12 protein-coding genes, 1 tRNA gene and 1 other RNA gene are annotated in these 16,969 nt (G+C 32.5%); 12 read left to right on the top strand and 2 right to left on the bottom strand.

The window, feature by feature from the left end:
* Positions 1 to 111 precede the first annotated feature (111 nt).
* The 8 genes from K7H06_RS17785 to nifJ all read left to right on the top strand — a co-directional run bounded on the left by K7H06_RS17785 (position 112) and on the right by nifJ (position 8,282).
* Positions 112 to 199, top strand: a tRNA-Ser gene (locus tag K7H06_RS17785).
* 22 nt (positions 200 to 221) lie between these two features.
* Positions 222 to 486, top strand: an RNA gene (ffs, locus tag K7H06_RS17780) — signal recognition particle sRNA large type.
* Between the two features lie 87 nt (positions 487 to 573).
* Positions 574 to 2,202 (top strand): DNA polymerase III subunit gamma/tau, encoded by a 1,629-nt coding sequence (gene dnaX / locus K7H06_RS17775; protein WP_343216795.1) that lies wholly within the window; start codon positions 574 to 576, stop codon positions 2,200 to 2,202.
* 157 nt (positions 2,203 to 2,359) lie between these two features.
* Positions 2,360 to 2,704 (top strand): YbaB/EbfC family nucleoid-associated protein, encoded by a 345-nt coding sequence (locus tag K7H06_RS17770; RefSeq protein ID WP_223037351.1) that lies wholly within the window; start codon positions 2,360 to 2,362, stop codon positions 2,702 to 2,704.
* Between the two features lie 142 nt (positions 2,705 to 2,846).
* A complete protein-coding gene (gene recR, locus K7H06_RS17765; protein WP_223037350.1) occupies positions 2,847 to 3,446 on the top strand; it encodes a recombination mediator RecR in 600 nt (199 codons plus the stop codon).
* A gap of 81 nt (positions 3,447 to 3,527) precedes the next feature.
* A complete protein-coding gene (locus K7H06_RS17760; protein ID WP_246637567.1) occupies positions 3,528 to 3,830 on the top strand; it encodes a YaaL family protein in 303 nt (100 codons plus the stop codon).
* A gap of 155 nt (positions 3,831 to 3,985) precedes the next feature.
* Positions 3,986 to 4,252, top strand: a complete 267-nt coding sequence (locus K7H06_RS17755) for a pro-sigmaK processing inhibitor BofA family protein (protein ID WP_223040073.1) — start codon at positions 3,986 to 3,988, stop codon at positions 4,250 to 4,252.
* Between the two features lie 481 nt (positions 4,253 to 4,733).
* Positions 4,734 to 8,282 carry a pyruvate:ferredoxin (flavodoxin) oxidoreductase gene (gene nifJ, locus K7H06_RS17750; RefSeq protein WP_223037349.1) on the top strand — a complete coding sequence of 1,183 codons (3,549 nt, stop codon included), beginning with the start codon at positions 4,734 to 4,736 and terminating at the stop codon, positions 8,280 to 8,282.
* A 42-nt stretch (positions 8,283 to 8,324) separates the two neighbouring features.
* Here the strand turns inward: nifJ and K7H06_RS17745 are convergent, their stop codons facing one another.
* Complete coding sequence (locus K7H06_RS17745) at positions 8,325 to 8,855, bottom strand: GerMN domain-containing protein (protein ID WP_223037348.1); 531 nt, start codon at positions 8,853 to 8,855, stop codon at positions 8,325 to 8,327.
* A 182-nt stretch (positions 8,856 to 9,037) separates the two neighbouring features.
* Between K7H06_RS17745 and K7H06_RS17740 the strand changes: the two genes are divergently transcribed.
* From K7H06_RS17740 to K7H06_RS17725, 4 genes are all read left to right on the top strand, one after another.
* A complete protein-coding gene (locus K7H06_RS17740) occupies positions 9,038 to 9,649 on the top strand; it encodes a 50S ribosomal protein L25 (protein ID WP_223037347.1) in 612 nt (203 codons plus the stop codon).
* A 234-nt stretch (positions 9,650 to 9,883) separates the two neighbouring features.
* Positions 9,884 to 11,869 (top strand): sensor histidine kinase, encoded by a 1,986-nt coding sequence (locus tag K7H06_RS17735; protein ID WP_223037346.1) that lies wholly within the window; start codon positions 9,884 to 9,886, stop codon positions 11,867 to 11,869.
* A 67-nt stretch (positions 11,870 to 11,936) separates the two neighbouring features.
* Complete coding sequence (locus tag K7H06_RS17730) at positions 11,937 to 12,950, top strand: alpha-hydroxy-acid oxidizing protein (protein WP_223037345.1); 1,014 nt, start codon at positions 11,937 to 11,939, stop codon at positions 12,948 to 12,950.
* Between the two features lie 134 nt (positions 12,951 to 13,084).
* Complete coding sequence (locus tag K7H06_RS17725) at positions 13,085 to 15,541, top strand: EAL domain-containing protein (protein WP_223037344.1); 2,457 nt, start codon at positions 13,085 to 13,087, stop codon at positions 15,539 to 15,541.
* A gap of 33 nt (positions 15,542 to 15,574) precedes the next feature.
* On the opposite strand, the gene K7H06_RS17720 is transcribed toward K7H06_RS17725, so the two are convergent.
* A complete protein-coding gene (locus K7H06_RS17720; RefSeq protein WP_223037343.1) occupies positions 15,575 to 16,933 on the bottom strand; it encodes a chloride channel protein in 1,359 nt (452 codons plus the stop codon).
* Between the last annotated feature and the right edge of the window lie 36 nt (positions 16,934 to 16,969).

Raw genomic sequence — 16,969 nt, 5'->3', positions numbered from 1 at the left:
TGCCGTGAAAAACAATATTTTTTATATTTGTTCTTAATTTAAAAAATGTATTATAAATGTATGTTCATGGTAACCTTTAATAAATATAATGAACTTATATTTTATCGCTACGGAGAGATGACCGAGTGGCTAAGGGGCACGCCTGGAAAGCGTGTAAGGCTGAAAGGCCCCGCGGGTTCGAGTCCCGCTCTCTCCGCCATTAAAAAAGTTTATAAAGTTTGCTGTGCTAGATGGGGAGGTAGCGGTGCCCTGTAACCTGCAATCCGCTGTAGCAGGATTGAATGCCTATTGACGGTTTGTTGTTGTAAAGTCTGCCCTGTATAAGTGGCGATGATGATTGGGTCCTACGCAATGAGAATCTGTGAACTCCGCCAGATCTGGAAGGAAGCAACGGTAAGCAGACACTCTCGTGTGCCGTGGGGGCGCCTAAACTGAGTTAACTGTACAGGTTACGTTTGTAACAGCCTATCAACAATAGGTGCACAGCTTTACATATAGAGGCTTACATGTAGACTTTTCTACATGTTTTTTTTATAGGGTTTACAAATTAAAATACACATAAGAGGAAAGTAGGTGGATAGCGTGTCGTATGTTGCATTATATAGAAAGTGGAGACCGAAAGTATTTGAGGATGTTGTAGGGCAAGGTCATATTACTCAAACTTTGAAAAATCAAATAAAAAACCAAAATATTGCTCATGCTTATTTGTTTTGCGGAACAAGAGGAACAGGAAAAACATCTACAGCCAAAATATTTGCTCGTGCTGTAAATTGTTTAAATCCAAAAAATTTCGACCCTTGTAATGAGTGTGAAATCTGTACTGGTATACAGCATGAAAGTATTATGGATGTTGTAGAGATTGATGCGGCGTCTAATAATGGTGTAGATGATATTAGAGAACTTCGAGAGAATGTGAAATATCCACCTACAAAGGGACAATACAAAGTCTATATTATTGATGAGGTGCATATGTTGTCTACAGGAGCTTTTAATGCACTTCTTAAAACGTTAGAAGAACCCCCTCATTATGTTATATTTATATTGGCTACTACAGAACCTCATAAGATTCCTGCTACTATTCTTTCAAGGTGTCAGAGATTTGATTTTAAGAGAGTAAAGGAACCTGATATTGTAAAGAGAATGAATTATATTTGTAGTGAGATGAATATAGAGGTAGAAGAAGGCGTATTTAGATTAATCGCTAGAAACTCAGATGGAGCTATGCGTGATGCTTTGAGTATATTAGATCAATGTATATCCTTTGGACTGGGAAAAATCACTTATGATGATGTCATCAACATACTTGGAACTGTTAGTGATGATTTTATATTTCGGCTAGTTGATTACATACAATCTCAAGATGCAAAGGATTCTATGGAATTAATACAGGAACTGGTTTCTTCTGGAAAAGATATTCAGCAATTTATAAAGGATTTAATTGAGCATTATAGAAATCTAATGATGACAAAGGTATCGAAGGATTTAGAAGGGATTATCAATCTTTCTAAGGAAAATATTGAAAGACTTGTGGAACAAGGAAAGAAGTTAGAGACAAATAGCATCATTCGAGCTATTAGAGAATTATCTCAAACAGCAGTAGATGCAAAATATGCTACTCAGCCTAGAATTCTTTTAGAAGTTGCTGTTATAAAGCTTACTCAGCCTATGCTAGATAATTCCATAGAAGCTTTGATAGAAAGAATTGAAGCTTTAGAGGAAATCATTCAATCAGGAGAAATAAAGGTAGAAAAAGTTATCCATGAAGAAAGCAGTGAAGAAAAAGATATAGAAAATAAAGAAGTAGCAGAGGAATCTACAAAGGTAGAACCGTTAAAGCCTATTAATTTTGATGCATTGAAAAAGGGATGGGACAAGATTTTAAAAGTTATTAAAAAAAGAAAAATTTCTATATATGCTGTTTTGATGGAAGGCCAACTTGTAAAGGTAGAAAACAATGCCCTTGTAGTGGCATTTAAAAACGGTTTTGGTTTTCATAAGGAGGCTTCAGGAAAGAGTCCTTATAAAGAATTTATTGAAAGTATTATTAAAGAAATCCTTGGACAAAAGGTTCAGTTAAAATGTGTCATGGAGGATGAAATAGAGGATCTTCCTAAAGGAGATGAAGGTTCTTTAGAGCAAGATCAAGAAATAGAAAAAATCATAGAAATGTTTGGAGAAGATTTGGTTGAGATTGTAGAATAAAGATTATTTAGTATTTTGTAATGAAATAGATAGGCTGTGGGAAATATAGAAGTATGTATGGGAAGGGAAGTTTAAAAGGCAGGATCTATATGATATAATATATTGGAAAATTATTAGAATGAAAATAATATAATGAAATAAATGAGGAGGAGATAAAATGGCAAAAGGTAGAGGGAAAATGCCAATGATGCCTGGCAATATGAACAATATGTTAAAGCAAGTACAAAAGATGCAAAAGCAAATGGAAAAAACACAAGCAGAATTAGAAGAAAAAGAAGTTGAAGCAAGTGCTGGTGGTGGAGCAGTATCTGTAAAGGTAAATGGAAAAAGAGAAATATTAGATGTAACTATTCAACCAGAAGTAGTAGACCCAGATGATATTGAAATGTTACAAGATTTAATTCTTGCTGCTACAAATGAGGCATTAAGAAAAGCAGAAGAAATGACAAATAAAGAAATGGGAAAAATTACAGGAGGCATGAATGTTCCTGGATTATTTTAGATAAAATGCCGAGCTTTTATGCTCGGCTCTTTTGTATATAGGCAAAAGATGAAAGTTTTCAAGCTTATATCAAAATATTGAAGATAAATGTGTTGAAGTATAAAATGAATAGATTTAGCTATATAAAAGTGAGGTGACAAATATGAACTATTATGCAGCGCCCATTGCAATATTAATAGAAGAGTTTGCAAAGCTTCCTGGGATAGGAAGAAAATCAGCTCAAAGACTAGCCTTTCATGTTTTGAATATGAGAGAAGCTGATGCGGTGAATTTATCAGAAGCTATTTTAAATGCTAAAAGAAATACTAAATATTGTTCAGAATGTGGCAATATAACAGATATAGATCCCTGTAGTATATGCAGAAATGAACAAAGGGATAAAAATATGATTTGTGTAGTAGAGGATCCTAAAGATGTGATTGCTATGGAAAAAACAAAGGAATTTAAAGGGGTGTATCATGTTTTACATGGAGCTATCTCTCCTATGGAAGGAATTGGGCCAGAAGAGATTCGTATTAAAGAACTTCTTATAAGACTTCAAAAGCATGATGTGGAAGAAGTGATTTTAGCTACAAATCCTACTATAGAAGGAGAAGCAACAGCTATGTATATTTCAAAGCTTGTAAAACCTTCTGGGATTAAAGTAACAAGAATTGCCCATGGTATCCCTGTAGGGGGAGATTTAGAATACGCAGATGAAGTGACCTTGTCTAAAGCGTTAGAGGGAAGAAGAGAAATATAATATATTCTCCCTTTTGCTTTGTGTATATTCTATCCAAAATATGGATAAAATACATACAAAGTAGTTATAGGGGGTAATGTGATGCGTAGAGGGATGAATCGTTCAACAAAAATAAACAAAAGTGAAAATGGTTTTTTGGGTGCAGTTGGAAATTTATATGCACAGGTTATTACTGGACAAGCTGTACAAACGGAAGAAGATAAGATGATTGATACGATAAAGAGTGCACATGAAGAATGGAGAAATGCTGAAAAGTATTTTCAAGATGCAACAGACCCAGACTTGATTGATTATGCTATCTATAGAGTAGAAGCAGCCAAAACAAGATACACATATCTTTTAAAGGTAGCAAGAGAGATGGGCATAAAATCTAATATTCAGTAATAAGGTATAGATAGGGATTCTTTTCATGAGGATACCTGTCTTTTTTTAGAATTGTCATATTTTCAAGACAAACTTTATATAATGGAATATAAGAAGATGAATAAGAGCTGAAATGGATGGTGTAGAACAGTAAAGATAGGAGGATTTATGTGGGAATGGGGATGGAGTTAAACATTATTTTGGCTTATGCCTTTGGTCTGATTCTATTATATATACTAGGATATATATTGCTGATCCCAATAAAATGGATTATAAAATTCGTTTATAATGGGATTATAGGTGGAATTATATTGTTACTATTAAATGTAGCAGGGGGATTCTTTGGAATACATATTGCTATCAATCCTATTACAGCTATAGTGGCTGGATTTTTAGGGGTACCAGGGGTTGTTTTGATATTATTCTTTAAGTATTTGTTATAAAAAAAGCTTTAGGTGTTTTGAAAGCATATAAGAGAATATATTATTGAGAAATGAAAAAAGTTCATAGCTAATAGTTGGATTATTTTTACATACATATATAGATATAAATTCATTGAAAAAAATGGATTAATATCTATTTTTTTCTTGTATACAAAGTATATTGACACTAATTATGGGTTCTGTTATACTATGCCTTAAGAGCTGTAATAATATATGACATACGATGTTTATCAAATACTTACAAACTGTTACAGTTTTAAAACATCTATACTAGTACAGATATACAATTATACTACTGTGATACAACAGCCTTTGTCTTGAAATGTTTATATTGTTTCGAAGAGATGGATTAATCAATTTTTGGAAAAAAGAAACAACGATATAAGTAAAAAAAGGATGAAGCGGTAGAATTATTCAGAAAAATATAATAAAATGGTACAAGGATAGTAAATAATTAAATTATTATAAAGGGGGATTTACAATGGCAAAGAAAATGAAAACCATGGATGGTAATACAGCTGCTGCTTATGTATCCTATGCATTTACTGATGTTGCAGCAATTTACCCAATCACTCCATCATCACCTATGGCGGAGCATTCAGATGAATGGGCTTCTCATGGAAAGAAAAATATTTTTGGACAAGAGGTACAAGTTACAGAACTTCAATCTGAAGGAGGAGCTTCTGGATCTGTACATGGATCATTAGCTGCTGGAGCATTAACAACAACTTTTACTGCTTCACAAGGATTATTATTAATGGTTCCTAACATGTATAAAATCGCAGGAGAGTTACTACCTGCAGTATTCCATGTAAGTGCACGTGCCCTTGCAAGTCATGCATTATCAATCTTTGGTGACCATTCAGACGTTATGGCAACTAGACAAACTGGTTTTGCAATGCTTGCAGCTGGAAGTGTACAAGAAGTTATGGACTTAGGAGGAATTGCACATCTTGCTGCAATCAAATCTAAAGTACCATTCTTACATTTCTTTGATGGATTTAGAACATCTCATGAAATCCAAAAAATAGAATTAATCGATTATGAAGATTTTGCAAATCTTGTTGATTATGACAAGGTAAAAGAGTTTAGACAAAACGCATTAAATCCTGAGCATCCTGTTACACGCGGTACTGCACAAAATCCTGATATCTTCTTCCAAGCAAGAGAAGCTTGTAACAAATATTATGATGCAGTTCCAGATATTGTAGCTGATTACATGAAAGAAATCAGTAAAATTACTGGTAGAACATATAGACCATTTGATTATGTAGGAGCTCCTGATGCTGAAAACATTATTGTAGCAATGGGTTCTGCAACAGATGCTATTGAAGAAACTATTGATTATTTAACAGCTAAAGGTGAAAAAATCGGTTTAATTAAAGTTAGATTATATAGACCATTCAGCGAAAAATACTTCTTTGATGTATTACCAAAGACTGTTAAGAAAATTGCAGTTCTTGATAGAACAAAAGAGCCAGGTTCTTTAGGGGAACCATTATATCAAGATATACGTACATTATTCTACGGAAAAGAAAATGCGCCTATCATCGTTGGTGGACGTTATGGATTAGGTTCAAAAGACACTACTCCTTCACAAGTTAAAGCAGTATTTGATAACTTAAAAGAAGCTGAACCTAAAAATGGATTTACAGTAGGTATTGTAGATGATGTAACAAATACATCTCTTGAAATCAAAGAAAATATCACAACTGCTCCAGAAGGAACAATCAGATGTAAATTCTGGGGACTAGGTTCTGACGGTACAGTAGGTGCAAATAAGAGTGCAATCAAGATTATCGGAGATAATACAGATATGTATGCACAAGGATACTTTGCATATGACTCTAAAAAATCTGGTGGGGTTACAATTTCTCACTTAAGATTTGGTAAAACTCCTATTAAATCTACATACTTAATCAGTAATGCTGATTTTGTATCTTGTTCAACTCCTGCTTATGTAAATCAATATGATTTATTAGAAGGATTAAGAGATGGAGGTACTTTCTTACTTAACTGTAGATGGACTCCAGAAGAATTAGAAGAAAAATTACCTGAGCATATGAAAAAATATATTGCAGATCATAATATAGAGCTTTACACAATCAATGCAATTGATATTGCAGAAGAATTAGGACTTGGCAGAAGAATGAATATGATTATGCAATCTGCATTCTTCAAATTAACAAATGTTATTCCTGTTGACGATGCAGTAACATACCTAAAAGAAGCTATCGTAAAATCTTATGGTAAAAAAGGTGAAAAAATCGTTAATATGAACTATTCAGCAGTTGATAAAGGAATCAATGCATTAGTAAAAATTGATGTACCTAGTAGCTGGGCAAATGCAGAAGGATGTTGTGGATGTACAGCATGTCAAGAAGAAAATGACAAACCAGAATTCATCAAAAATGTATTAGAGCCAATCAATGCACAAAAGGGAGATACACTTCCAGTAAGTACATTTGAAGGAAGAGAAGATGGAACATTCCCACATGGTACAGCTGCATATGAAAAACGTGGTATTGCTGTAAATGTGCCATCATGGGTAGCAGAAAACTGTATCCAATGTAACCAATGTTCATTTGTTTGTCCACATGCTGCAATTAGACCAGTTCTTGTAACTGAAGAAGAAGCTAAGAATGCACCAGAAGGCTTTGGAACATTAAAAGCTATGGGTAAAGGTATGGAAGGACTTCAGTATCGTATGCAAGTAAGTACACTAGATTGTACAGGATGTGGAAGCTGTGCAGAAGTATGTCCAGCTAAACAAAAAGCATTAGTTATGAAGCCAATCGAAACACAAACAGAAACAGAAGTTCCAAATTGGGATTATGCTATGACTGTTTCACATAAAGAAAACCCAATGAAGAAAGAAACTGTTAAAGGAAGTCAGTTCGAACAACCACTTCTTGAGTTCTCAGGAGCATGTGCTGGTTGTGGAGAAACTCCTTATGCCAAAGTAATGACACAATTATTCGGAGATAGAATGATGATTGCTAATGCAACAGGATGTTCTTCAATATGGGGAGCTTCAGCACCATCTATGCCATATTGTAAAAACCATGAAGGTAAAGGTCCTGCTTGGGCAAACTCTTTATTTGAAGACAATGCTGAGTTCGGATTTGGTATGGCACTTGGTGTAGATGCTATGGTAGATAAATTAGAAAGACTAGCAAAAGAGTTTATTGCATTAGATGTTAGTGAAGAAGTAAAAGCACCATTTGTAGAATGGTTAGAAGGAAAAGATGATGCAGAAGCTTCAAAAGCTGCTGCAGCTAAAATTCTTCCAGTATTAGAAACAAAAGAAGCTGCAGATGCAAAAGCAAAAGCGATTCTTTCAGAAATCGAAGAACACAAAGACTTCTTAATTAAGAAATCTATATGGATTCTTGGTGGAGATGGATGGGCAAATGACATCGGTTACGGTGGACTTGATCACGTTCTTGCATCAGGAAAAGATGTAAATGTATTCGTATTTGATACAGAAGTTTACTCAAATACTGGTGGACAATCTTCAAAAGCTACTCCAACAGCAGCTGTTGCAAAATTCGCAGCATCTGGTAAAAAAGTTAAGAAGAAAGACCTTGGTATGATTGCTGCAACTTATGGCTATGTATATGTAGCACAAGTAGGTATGGGAGCAGATAAGAACCAATTCATGAAAGCTATCACAGAAGCTGAAAAGTATAAAGGTCCATCACTAATTATTGCATATGCTCCATGTATCAACCATGGTATTAGAATAGGCATGGGAAGAAGCCAAGAAAATATCAAGCAAGCTGTAGATTGCGGATACTGGCATTTATATAGATTCAACCCAATGCTAAAAGCAGAAGGTAAAAATCCATTTATCTTAGATTCTAAAGAGCCAACAGCAAGCTTTAGAGAATACTTAAATGGACAAGTAAGATATACTTCACTTCAAAAAGCATTCCCAGAAACAGCAGAAGAATTATTTGCAAAAGCTGAAGCGGATGCAAAAGAAAGATACGAAACTTACAAAAAAATGGCAGAACAAGGTATGTAATAAAAAAAAGGTGTGCAGAAATTGCACACCTTTTTATTTTTATTAAGGATTTACGTTGGTACTTAGAGGTTCATTAATAAGAAAATGACCCATTAGAGATTCTTCTTTTTTACCATCGATTAAAAACTGCACTTTCTCAATATCGTCAAGGAAAGTAAGAGAATATAAGATTTGATTGATTACAAAAAACTCTTGGAGGGAGCTCCCACTTAAATTTTCTGAAGATACATCTACATAGGCAATTTTGTCTTTTATTTTCCCATCTAAGAATGCCACATTTTCAGGAATTCCTGTAGTAGCATTATTGATATTTGGATTTTTCTTAAGCTCATTTACAATAGACAATACAATATTGTTATTTTTTAAGTCTATTGGTTTTTTTACAACAATAAACTTTTCTAATTCTTCATTTCCTGTTTCTATATATTTTTCGTTTGCATAATACAAACTTACTGCTATTTGTTTTTGTATATTCACTGGTTCTTTTTCATTAGGATTCGGTGTTTTTTTTGTACAGTTACATAACATAAATAATATTAATAAACTTAAGGTGATAGAGATTATTTTTTTCATGATAATTCCTCCTGTAAAACTTAAAGTTATTGATAGTATATCATAAGAAGGTAAATTTTATCACAGACAAGCTTATAATGAAAACAAATTGGTTATAAATAAAAAATATTTGAAAAATTTTCAAAAATCTGATTTAATAAAGATGTAGACACAAACTTTAACAAACAAAAGGGGGAGAACTTATGGGAATGCCAGTATTAAAAGTGAAAGAAAGGGAAGCAACAAAGAAAAGATCATTAAAAAAAATAAGGAAAGAAGGATTTGTTCCAGCTGTTATTTATGGGCATAATAAAGAAACAAGGGAAGTTCAGTTAAATAAGCAAGAGTTGGATAAGACTTTGTATCAATATGGAATTGGCTCAAGCGTACAGCTTAATATGGGCGGAGAAATACGCCTGGCAATTATAAAAGATGTTCAAAGACATATTACAAAATTACATATTTTACATATGGATTTACAAGAATTAGATGAGAATGAAAAGGTAAGGGTAAAATTGCCTATCCATTTAATCAATAAATTGGCTGTAGAATCTAGTACAGCTGTGGTGCAGCAGCAAATGACAGAATTAGAAATACAGACTCTTCCAAGGCATCTTCCACAATCAATCGAGGTGGATGTATCAAATATGGAATTTGGAGAGCCTTTGATGGTTAAAGATTTAAGGGTCTTCAATAATGAGGATATTGAAGTATTAAATGATAAAGATGAAATTGTGGCACTTCTTGCGGCAAGTACAAAATTAGAGGTGAAAGAAGAGGAAGATCCAGATGATCTATTAAGAAGATTATATTAAAAATACAGTTTTAAGTTGTATTTTATTAATAAAGAGGGTGGTTTATAAACCGCCCTCTTCATTTTATGAAAGTAGCAAAATAAGTAAAAATGAAAGAAAAGCAGACAAATTGTAAGAATTTGCTGAAAGTTTCTAGGAGGAAGTGATAAAATCTTATAGAATAGTATAATATATAGATAAATGTAAAACAATGACATATTTTAAAGTTATTACAAATAAGGGATGGGATTTATTTTGAAAACAATAGGGGTAGAAGAGGATAGTGAAGATTGTGTTTTAAAAAATGGTTGTAGAGAAAATAGAGAAAAAGAAAAAAAATTTCTTAAGATGATAGTGGGGCCAAGTTTGGCATTGCTTGTTTTAGTCGCTTTTATAACTCTCACACAATTAAGAATTAGGATGCCTCATATCATAGGTATATTTGCTATAATCATTGTATATTCAATGTTTAAAGGAGGGTTAAAGGCAGGATATGTTAGCTTTGGAATTACTATTGTCTATGTACTTTATTTTTCAATAAGGACTTATCATATTCCTGGACCAGGAATGGAACCTAAATTTTATAAAATTCAATTTGTAAATAGAGTTTTAAATGACATAGTGCTATTAGGTGCCACCCTTTTGGCAGGACATATTATTAAGCGCTTTAGAACATCTTATAGTGAACTTGAAAAAAAACAGATTCAGTTACAAAGAGCAGAAAATTTTTCTCATGTTATGATTATTCAGGGAAGTTTAAATGGAGAAATACTTAAGGTGCCATCTAGTTTTTGTGAATTACTTGGATATTCAGAAAAAGAACTGTTATCTATGGGGATTGATTATATTATTCATCCTGACGATCTTGAAAGAGCATATCTTAAATTCAAGAGATTATTGTGTGGGGAATATCAATCCTATGAAACAGAAGAGCGATGTATAAAAAAAAATGGAGAAGTGATTTGGATTTATATTAATTTGTTTTTGGTAAAAGAAGATGATGGAACACCTCTTTATTATTTATCTTATGTGAAGGATATCACAGAACGAAAATGTGCAGAAGAAGCGCTAAAAGAAAGTGAAGAACGTTATCGGCTATTGGTTGAATATTCAACAGATGGGATTGCTATTTATCAGAAAGGGAAAATTGTTTTTGCCAATAAGGCAGCAGCAAAAATTGTGGGAATGAAAGATCCTCAAGAAATGATTGGAAAAAATATACTAGAGTATTTACCATTTGATTTTCATGAAAAAACATTAAAACGAATAAAAAGGGTAGAGGAAGAAAGGGTAATTGAACATTTTATAGAGGAAAAAATTATAAGAGCGGATCATACTGTTATTAATGTTGAAAAAACAGCAATTCCTTTTATTTATAAAGGAAAGCCTGCAGTACAAGGTGTTGGACGTGATGTTACTGCTCGTAAACGAGCAGAAGAAAATGAAAGATTATTAAGAGAAGCAAGAGAATATGATGAACTTCGAAATGAATTTTTTGCAAATATCTCTCATGAGCTACGAACGCCTCTAAATGTAATCTTAGGAACATTACAACTTTTAGAGTTATATAGTGATAATGAAAGTTCAAAAAAATATGTATATATTATGAAGCAAAATTGCAATCGATTATTAAGACTTGTAAACAATTTGATTGATATTACTAAAATAGACACAGGTTTTTTTGAAATCAAGCCTAAGAATATAAATATTATAAATCTTGTGGAAGAAATCACCTTATCTGTAGCCGACTACATTGAAAATAAAGGAATTACCTTTTTATTTGATACGGATATAGAGGAAAAAATAATTGCTTGTGATCCAGATAAAATAGAAAGAATTGTTTTAAATCTTCTCTCCAATGCCATAAAATTTACAGATGCAGGTGGAAAGATACAAGTTACCGTTTATGATGGAGAAAAAAATATACGAATCAGTATAAAGGATACAGGAATAGGTATACCAAAAGAAGCGTGCGAAAGAGTTTTTGATAGATTTAGACAAGTGGATAAAACCCTTAGAAGAAATCATGAAGGAAGTGGTATAGGATTATCTCTAGTAAAATCCCTTGTAGAACTTCATAAAGGAAAAATTTATTTAGAAAGTGAATATGGTGTAGGCAGTGAGTTTATTATAGAATTACCTGTTCGAATATTACCTGAAGAAGAAAATTTATCTGATGAATATAAGGAGTTGGGATGTATAGAAAGAATTCATGTAGAGTTTTCAGATATATATTCATAGTCGTTTTCGTCTTATGATAAAATGTAGTAAAGAATAGGGTATAAAATCATAAACAGGAGGTACGGTTGTGAATTACAAAAAAGTTATAGAAAACGCTAAAAAAATTCCGGATTTTAAATGTAGAGTTTGTCCAGAGTGTAATGGAAAAGCATGTAGAGGCGAAATCCCTGGCGTGGGAGGAAAGGGTTCAGGTGCCAGTTTTACAAGAAATGTTGAAAAGCTAAAAGAAATAAAGTTGAATATGGATACTCTTTATCCTTCATCTAAAGTGGATTCTTCTATAGAATTATTTGGAAAAACCTTTAAGTATCCAATATTTGCAGCACCTATTGGTGGTTTGATTCCCTGTTATGGTGAAAAATTAACAGATTATGAGTATGCAAAGGCCATTGTTCAAGGATGTAGCCAAGCAGGTACTATAGGATTTACTGGTGATGGAGTAAAGGATGAGTATTTTATGGATCCTATTCGTGCTATTGAAGAAAATGAATCTTTAGGAATTCCTACGATGAAACCATGGGGGAAAGAAGAAATACTTAAAAGACTCAGAGCAGCAGAAAGTAAAAATGTACCGGCAGTAGCTATGGATATAGATGCGGCAGGGCTTTCTATATTAGCTCAATTTGGAAAACCTGTTAGTCCAAAATCAGTAGATGACTTAAAAGAGATTATTTCTAGTACAAAAATTCCATTTATTATAAAAGGGATTATGACAGCAAAAGGTGCTTTAAAAGCTATGGAAGCAGGGGCATATGGAATTGTTGTTTCAAACCATGGAGGAAGAATATTAGATCATACACCTGCTACAGTAGAAGTTCTTCCACAGATTGTACAAGCTGTTAGAGGAAAGATGAAAATATTTATAGATGGAGGGATAAGAAGCGGATTAGATGTTTTAAAAGTGCTTGCTCTGGGTGCAGATGCTGTTTTAATAGGAAGACCTTATTCAGTTGCAGCTTATGGCGGAGGAGCAGAAGGCGTTAAGCTTTATACAGAAAAGATAGGAAAAGAGCTAGTAGAAGGAATGATTATGACAGGGTGTAATGATTTGAAAGAAATTAATCAAGAAATTATTTTTTAAACCGTCTACATAGGCGGTTTTTATATTGAAAGGGAAATATAAATACTTTAAAAAATTAAATAATATGATACTTTGTATAAATTATCCAATTGTGATAAAATAAATCATTATTATATTCATTTTGAGGAGATATTATGAAGAAAAAATTTATTATCTATTTAATTTTAGCTACGGTATTTTCCAATATTCTATTAGCAGTTATAATTGACCATTATGTTGAAAATAAAATAGACAATATATTGCAAGATCAAAAACAAGATATTATGCTTCAATCAAAGGAGAAAGTATGTGCTTTTGATACAATACTTTTTGCTATAGATCAAGAGCTAAAAGAAAAGAGTGAAAAATATATTTTAGGAATCAGTAAAGAATTAGAAGAAAGAATAAAGATGCAAAAGGATATGACCAATGATGAGATGAAAAATATAGCACAAAAATTCTCTGTATCTGAAATTTATGTAATTAACAAAGAGGGAACCATTATTTACACCTCTTTTCCTCAGGATGAAAATTTCAATCTTTTTGATACAGGAAGAGGCTTTGAGAAATTTTTAAAAAGTTTATATGGACAAGGAAAGGTACGACATCAAAATATTACTGTTTCTAGTAATACAGGCATATTAAATAGATATACTTATTATGGGCCAACGGGAAGAGACTATATTATTTCTGTTTCTATAGATATTAAAGATTATGTAAAAAAGAATTATCCGAAGGAATACTATGATTTTGTATTTTCAAGATTATTTCAATCTATTGCAGAAGACAACAAATATCTAGTAGGAATTGATATATATAGCAATAACAATGTAAATAGTTGGTCTTTATTGCATACAGGGAAGAAATTTGATAAAAGTAAGATTTGGATTAGTAAACTTCGAAAGGAAGAAAAAATTTGTACATATAAGGATGGATTACATTATTGTTATCATGTTTTTCGATTAAATGCTTCGGAGTATGATTTCACAAGAAAATTGTATATTGAGTTGATATATGATTTTTCAGTTTTAGAAAAAAGTAAGAGCGATGTTTTTGCTTTTGCAATAGGGATATCTTTTTTGATGATACTAATTACATTCTTTATTACATCTAAGTTTTTTGATAAATATGTAATAAAAAGAATGAACATCATCAATAATGGATTAAAAATGATTGCCAAGGGACAATATGATCATCATATTGAGATTCAATCTAATGATGAACTTTCTGATATTGCAGATAATATAAATAAAATGAAAGAAAAAATAAAATCCAGAGAAGAGGAACTTCTCAAAAAAAGAGAACAAATTCATCATTTAGCTTATTATGATAGTTTGACAGGGCTTCCTAATAGAGCGTTATTTGAAGAAAAAATATCTATAGCATTAGAAGAAGCCAAGTTGAATAAAGGAAAATTAGCCTTATTATATATGGATTTAGATAATTTTAAAAAGGTAAATGATACCATTGGCCATATGTTTGGGGATTTGCTTCTTAAAAATGTAGGAAGATTACTTAAAAAATATTTAGGAGGAAGGGCTACTGTTACTCGTTTAGGAGGAGATGAATTTGTTGCAGTATTACCCAAAATAGAAGGTTCTCAGGAGTTAATACCTATTATTGAGAATATGATAAAATCCTTCCAAAATCCTTGGATATTAGATGATAGTGAATTTTATATTACTGTTAGTATTGGGATTACCTTATATCCTAAGGATGGAGAAACCTCTCATATTCTTCTAAAAAATGCAGATACAGCCATGTATTCTGCTAAGAATAATGGAAAAAACAGTTACCATTTTTATACGCCTGATTTAAATGAAAAAATGCTAGAAAAATTAGAAATGGAAAATAATTTAAGACATGCAGTGGAGCGAGATGAGTTTATAGTTTATTATCAACCCAAAGTACAGATACATACAGGGCGTATTGTGGGTGCAGAAGCTTTGATTAGATGGAAACATCCTACCAAAGGAATGATTCCTCCGAGTCAGTTTATTCCAATAGCAGAAGAAACAAGATTGATTGTTCCTATTGGAGAGTGGGTATTAAGAAATGCATGTAGACAAAATAAAACATGGCAAGAGTTAGGCTATCATTCTATGGTGGTATCTGTAAATCTTTCTGTTATTCAGATTCAGCAACCCAATTTTGTAGAAACAGTAAAGAAAATTTTAAAGGAAACAGGAATCAAACCTTCTTGTTTAGAACTGGAAATTACAGAAAACATTATTATGAAGGATTTTGAATGTGCTAATAACATATTAAATAATTTGAGAAAATTAGGCATTGGCATATCCTTAGATGATTTTGGGAAAGGGTATTCTTCATTGAATTATTTAAAACAATTAGAAATAGATGTTTTAAAGATTGACAAAGCTTTTGTGGATGACATTACGGAAAATAATCATCAGCAGGCTATTGTAAAAGCGGTTATTGATATGGCACATAGCATGAATATAGTAGTTGTTGCAGAAGGGGTTGAAACATGGGAGCAATTTAAGTTTTTGAAAGATTTACATTGCGATAAGGTACAAGGATATCTTTTTAGTAAGCCTCTGCCTGTTATAGAAATGGAAGTGATGATGCGAGGAAAGAAAAAAATATGTTAAAAAATATAGATAGGATGAACCTATCTATATTTTTTATGCACCTTTATTATGATCATAAAGTTTTCCTAGGAATTTGTTTTTATTTTTAATTTTTATGTGTGGTTCTTCTTGTACGTGTCCTATTTCACAATTAATCTCTGTATCCATTGAAGGAGATTTATTGATCACAAGAATTTGACTTGGATAAACACTTTTATGTCCAACCATAAGATAACCAATAACAATGGCAATAGATGCATAGGAGGCTACTTCAACGCCAAATAATTCCATTGCGATAAGTATTCCTGCAATAGGTGTATTAGCACATGCTGCTACGAAAGCAACCATACCTACCGCAGAAAATAAAGCAATATTTCCGTGCATCATTTGACCCCAAGCATTACCAGCTGTTGCACCAATGTAAAATATAGGTGTTAAAATTCCTCCGCTACCTCCAGAACCTAATGTGACAGAGGTGGTAAACATTTTAAGAAGAAAATCTAAGGACCCTACAGATTGTCCGGAGACACTTTCATTGATTACATTTGAACCTAGTCCTATATAATCCTTGCTACCTGTTACATATACGATAAAAACGAGAATAAGTCCTCCAATAATTCCTTTGAAGGGTTTGTATATATTGATTTTGTGGATAGCCTCTTCTGTAAAATTGAGAATACGGATAAAAAGCATTGCCAAAGATCCCATGAAGGCACCAAATAAAAGCATATTTAAAAACATTTTAATATTGTTTATATCATTCAATTGAATCATATAATGAAGGTGTGATACGCCTAAAACTTTATTTACCATGCAGCTTACATAAGATGCGATCAAAGAAGGTAAAAGAACAATATATGAAAATCTACCTACATATAAAACTTCTGCTGCAAAAACTGCTCCTGCAATGGGCGTACCAAAAACTCCTGCAAAGCCAGCACTGATACCACATATAACAAACCTTTTTCTGTCTAATGTATCCTTTATTTTGAATAGATCTGAAAAGAAGGATGCAGTGCCTGCACCGATCTGAGCACAAGGTCCTTCCTTACCTGCCGATCCTCCAGATACTAGTGTAATAAGGGTTGCAAGTAATTTTACAGGAATTACTTTGATATCGATTTTACCTTGCTTTTGATGAACCGCTTCAATGACCTTTTCAGTTCCGTGCCCTTCTGCATCAGGAGCCAGTTTTACAACAAGGAGGCTACTTAAAAAGAATGCAATAGGCATCAATAAGTAATAATAATCCCATTTTACTGCATGGTGTTCTCCTAAATGAAGGAGCTTTAGAAAAATACCTGTAACCGATCCAACAACTAGCCCTGCAAATATGGCTAATATAATCCATTTAACCCCACTGGTTAATAGGACGGTTTGTTCAACAAAGTCCATTCTAATTTTGTTTTTCATAAAATCACCCCTAAACTCATGTAAAGTATTTATTAA

The sequence above is a fragment of the Crassaminicella profunda genome, from assembly GCF_019884785.1.
Lineage (GTDB): Bacteria > Bacillota > Clostridia > Peptostreptococcales > Thermotaleaceae > Crassaminicella > Crassaminicella profunda.
The sequence above is the reverse complement of the archived record's forward strand: the minus strand, read 5'-3'. Positions and strand labels throughout refer to the sequence as shown.